This window comes from Streptomyces phytophilus (genome assembly GCF_013870535.1).
Lineage (GTDB): Bacteria > Actinomycetota > Actinomycetes > Streptomycetales > Streptomycetaceae > Streptomyces > Streptomyces phytophilus.
This window is the reverse complement of sequence record NZ_JACBXC010000520.1, coordinates 1-4,083: the sequence shown is the minus strand read 5'-3', so window position 1 is coordinate 4,083 and position 4,083 is coordinate 1. Positions and strand designations below refer to the sequence as shown.

The 4,083-nt window shown below is 74.2% G+C and carries 5 protein-coding genes; 2 read left to right on the top strand and 3 right to left on the bottom strand.

From position 1 onward, the window contains the following. From H5J30_RS20495 to H5J30_RS20485, 3 genes are all read right to left on the bottom strand, one after another. Positions 1 to 575, bottom strand: a 575-nt coding sequence (locus H5J30_RS20495; RefSeq protein ID WP_181788860.1) for an SDR family NAD(P)-dependent oxidoreductase, incomplete at its 3' end; no start/stop codon positions are given. Then, complete coding sequence (locus H5J30_RS20490) at positions 572 to 1,543, bottom strand: C-terminal binding protein (protein WP_181788859.1); 972 nt, start codon at positions 1,541 to 1,543, stop codon at positions 572 to 574. The genes H5J30_RS20495 and H5J30_RS20490, both read right to left, overlap by 4 nt. Next, positions 1,536 to 2,219 carry a GntR family transcriptional regulator gene (locus H5J30_RS20485; RefSeq protein WP_220189141.1) on the bottom strand — a complete coding sequence of 228 codons (684 nt, stop codon included), beginning with the start codon at positions 2,217 to 2,219 and terminating at the stop codon, positions 1,536 to 1,538. Before H5J30_RS20485 ends, H5J30_RS20490 begins: the two co-directional genes overlap by 8 nt. 108 nt (positions 2,220 to 2,327) lie before the next feature. Here H5J30_RS20485 and H5J30_RS20480 point away from each other — a divergent pair, with 108 nt between their 5' ends. Together H5J30_RS20480 and H5J30_RS20475 are read left to right on the top strand one after the other, a co-directional pair. Further along, positions 2,328 to 3,119, top strand: a complete 792-nt coding sequence (locus H5J30_RS20480; RefSeq protein ID WP_181788858.1) for an SDR family NAD(P)-dependent oxidoreductase — start codon at positions 2,328 to 2,330, stop codon at positions 3,117 to 3,119. Continuing rightward, positions 3,119 to 4,006, top strand: coding sequence for an amidohydrolase family protein (locus H5J30_RS20475; RefSeq protein ID WP_181788857.1), 888 nt, complete (start codon positions 3,119 to 3,121; stop codon positions 4,004 to 4,006). The genes H5J30_RS20480 and H5J30_RS20475 overlap by 1 nt, the downstream gene beginning before the upstream one ends. Positions 4,007 to 4,083: the final 77 nt, after the last annotated feature.

The following is a 4,083-nucleotide window of genomic DNA, read 5'->3' as shown; positions in this document are numbered from 1 at the left end:
ACGCGGATGCCCTCGGGCGCGAGGCGCCGGGCGACGGAGCGGGTGAGCGCGAGGACGGCCGCCTTGCTGGCGGCGTAGTGCGCGCTCGTGCTCAGGCCGCCGATCTGCCCGGCGAGCGAGGCGACGTTGACGATCGACCGGTCGCCGGAGGCCGCGCGGAGCAGCGGCAGGGCGTGCTTCATGACCAGGTGGACGCCGCGCGCGTTGGTCTCCATGACGGCGTCCCACTCGTCGGCGCCGATCTCGTCCCAGGGGGTGTACGGGCAGCTACCGGCGTTGTTGACGACGACGTTGAGGTGGCCCCAGTCGGCGGCGACCCGGTCGAGCAGTTGCCGGACGCCCTCCGGGTCGCGCTGGTCCAGGGCGGTCGCCGCGGCCCGTATCCCGTGGGCGCGGCAGGCGGCGGCGGTGCGCTCGGCGGCGTCGGCGCCGGTGGCGTAGGTGAGCCACACGTCGTGGCCCCGCTCGGCGAGCAGCCGGCAGGTCGCGGCGCCGATGCCGCCGCTGCCGCCGGTGACCAGGGCGGTACGAGGCCGGGTGGGCGGCGTCGGCTGCCGTGTGCCGGGTGCGGTCATCGTACGTACTCCGGGTTGACGATCGACGCGACCGGACGCCGGTTGAGGAAGTCCACGACCTGCCGGGCCGTGATCTCGCCCAGCTCGCGCCGGGACTCCGGCGAGTACCAGGCGGCGTGCGGGGTGAGCAGGACGCCGGGCAGGTCGCGCAGCGGACTGCCGGCGGGCAGCGGTTCGGTCTCGAACACGTCCAGCGCGGCGCCGGCGACGTGTCCGTCGCGCAGGGCGTCGGCGAGCGCGGCTTCGTCGACGAGGCCGCCGCGGCAGGTGTTCACGACGAGCGCGCCGCGCGGCAGCCGGCCGAGCGTGGCGCTGTCCAGCAGGTGGCAGGTGTCCGCGGTGAGCGGCACGTGCAGGCTCAGCACGTCGGCGGCGGCGAGGGTGGCGTCGAGGTCCGCGGGCCGGTGACCTGCGGCGGCCACGGCGGCGTCCGGCACGTGCGGGTCGTGGACGACGACGCGGAAACCGAGGGCGGCGGCGTGTGCCGCGGTGCGCGAGCCGATGCGGCCGAACCCGACGATGCCCAGCGTGGTCTCGGACGGCCGTACGGCGCCGGGGGCGTCCTCGGCGGCGGACCAGCGGCCGGCCCGTACCGCCCGGTCGAGCGTGGCCAGTCGGCGGGCGGACGCCAGGACGAGCGCGATGGTGTGCGCGGCCACCTCCTCGACGCAGTAGTCGGGGGTGTTGGCGACGGCGATGCCGCGGGCTGTGGCGGCGGCGACGTCGATCATGTCGTAGCCGATGCCGAGCCGCCCGATGTAGCGGCAGCGCGTCAGCCGGCGCAGCACTTGCTCGGTGACGGGCGCCCACTGCACCACCAGCGCGGTGGCGTCGTCGGCGGCCTCGATCACGTCGCGCTCGGTTCGGCAGTCGGCGAGCGTGGCGTGCAGCCCGGCGGCGCGGAGTATCTCCAGGATGTGGTCCGTGCCGGGCAGGTCGGCGTCGGTCACCACGACGTGTTCACTCATCGGCGGCCTCCTCGGGCTCCGGCAGTGCGGCCCGGATGCGGACGGCGGCGGCCTCGATGTGGCGGGCCATCTCCGCCCGCGCCGTCTCCGGGTCGTCGTCGAGGAGCGCGTCGAGCAGGACGTCGTGCGAGGCGGCGTGCTCCTCAAGCCTCTCCTTTGGCAGTGCGGCGGTGGCGGCGCGCAGGAAGGCGCCGATACGGCTGCGGAGCTGCGTGACCAGCTCGTTGAGCATGCGGTGGTCGGCCAGCTCCCACAGCCGCTCATGGAAGCGCTGGTCGAGGTCGAAGACCCGGCGGAAGTTGCCGTCGACGGCGGCGCGGTGCATGCCCTCGACCAGCTTCCGCAGCTCGCGCTCGGTGCGCGGGGTCAGCCTCTCCCCCACCCTGGCCACCACGAACTGCTCCAGCACGATGCGCAGCGTGGACAGCTCGTCCAGCTCGCGGGCGGTGAGCGTGGCGACCCGGGAGCCGCGGCGCGGGGTCCGCTCGGTCAGACCTTCGTCGGCCAGCCGCGACAGCGCCTCGCGCACCGGGATGTGGCTCACCCCCAGCTCCGCGGCGAGCGTCCGCTCGACCAGCCGCGTGCCCGGCGGGTAGCGGCCCTCCAGGATTGCGTCGCGGAGAGCGTCAGCTACCTGGTCGGCCAGGTTCCCTGTGGAGAGGGGGTTCAGTGCCATCGCGTCCGCCTTCAGTCCTTCTCATCGAGTGGGATCGCTATAGCGTATAGCAATCAGAAGCTAGATGCTATAGCGTTTTTGCAGAACGTCAGGAAGGAGCGGAGCGAGATGCTGATCGCACAGGGACGGACGGCACTCATCACCGGCGGCGGGTCGGGCTTCGGCCTGCTGATCGCCCGCCGGCTGCACGCGGCCGGGGCCTCGGTGGCCGTCGTGGACGTGGACGCCGAGCGCGCCCGGGACGCCGCCGCACAGCTAGGCGGGCGCGCCCTCGGCGTGGGCGCCGACGTGCGCTCGGCGGCCGAGATGGCGGCGGCCGTACGCGAGACCGAGACCGCGTTCGGCAGCCTGGACACGCTCGTCGTCTCGGCGGGCGTCTTCCACATCGGGTCGCTCGCCGACACCACCGAGGAGGAGTGGAACCGCACCCTCGGCGTCAACCTCACGGGCGCCTTCCTCACCGTACGGGCGGCCGCCCCCGCGCTGCGGGCCAGCGGCCGGGGCCGGATCGTCACGATCGGCTCGGACTGCGGCCGGCGCGGCTTCCCGGGCCAGGTCCCGTACGTGGCCTCGAAGTTCGGCCTGGTGGGGCTCACCGAGGCGGTGGCCGCGGAGCTGGCCCCGGATGGCGTGACCGCCAACTGCGTCGCCCCGGTGGGCTGCCCCACGACCGGTATGGGCCGGGAGGTGCTGGACTGGAAGGCCGCCAGCACCGGGCTGCCGTCGGCGGAGATCGTGCAGGCCGCGGCCGGGACCAACCCGCTCGGCCGGAACGCCACCGAGGACGATGTCGCCGACGCCGTTCTGTTTTTCGTCTCCGACCAGGCCGGCTTCCTCACCGGCACCACGCTCGACGTGGACGGCGGCGCGCACCTCGGTGCCGTGCCGGGGATGCGCTGATGGCCGCGCTCCCGTTCGTCGACACGCACGTCCATTTCCACGACCTGACGCACCCGAAGCTGCGCTACGCCTGGCTGGAGCCCGGCGCGCCGGTGGACGAGGTCACCGGGCCCGACGCCGCCATCCGCGCCCAGCGCTACTGGGCGGACGACTTCGTGGCCGAAACCCGCTTCCACCACGTCAGCAAGGTGGTGCACGTCCAGGCGGCGATCGGCAGCGCGGACCCGGTGGAGGAGACCCGCTGGCTCCAGGACTTCGCCGACCGGCTCGGCGTCCCGCACGGCATCGTCGCGTACGCCGACCTCGCCCGGCCCGATGCCGCCGACGTGCTCGCCCGGCACGCCGCGTACCGCAACCTGCGCGGCATCCGCGACCTGCGCTACGACAACTACCTCACCGACCCCGCCTGGCACCGCGGCTACGCGGAACTGGCCCGCCACGGCCTGGTCTGCTGCGACGACCCGGCCGTCGAGGAGATGGCCGACGCGCGCCGGCTGGCCGAGCGCCATCCCGGCGTCACGCTCTGCGTCGACCACGCCGGCTACCCCCGCCGCCGCGACCGCGCCTACTTCGCGCAGTGGCGCGCCGCCATGCGCGACCTCGCCCGCGCGCCGAACGTGGTCGTGAAGATCTCGGGCCTCGGCCAGGCCGACCACCGCTGGACGGTCGGCTCGCTGCGGCCCTGGGTGCGGGAATGCGTCGACGTCTTCGGCCCGGAGCGCGCCTTCTTCGGTACGAACTGGCCGGTGGACCGGCTCTACAGCTCGTACGGCGACGTCGTCGACGCGTACGCCGAGATCATCTCGGACCTGCCGGAGGCGGACCGGCACGCGCTCTTCCACGGCACCGCGGAACGGGTCTTCCGGCTCGACGGGGAGGCGGCATGAGCGCGCGGATCGCCGTGATCGGCTGCGGCTGGTGGTCCACGTACGCGCATCTGCCGGCGCTCGTGAAGCGGCCGGAC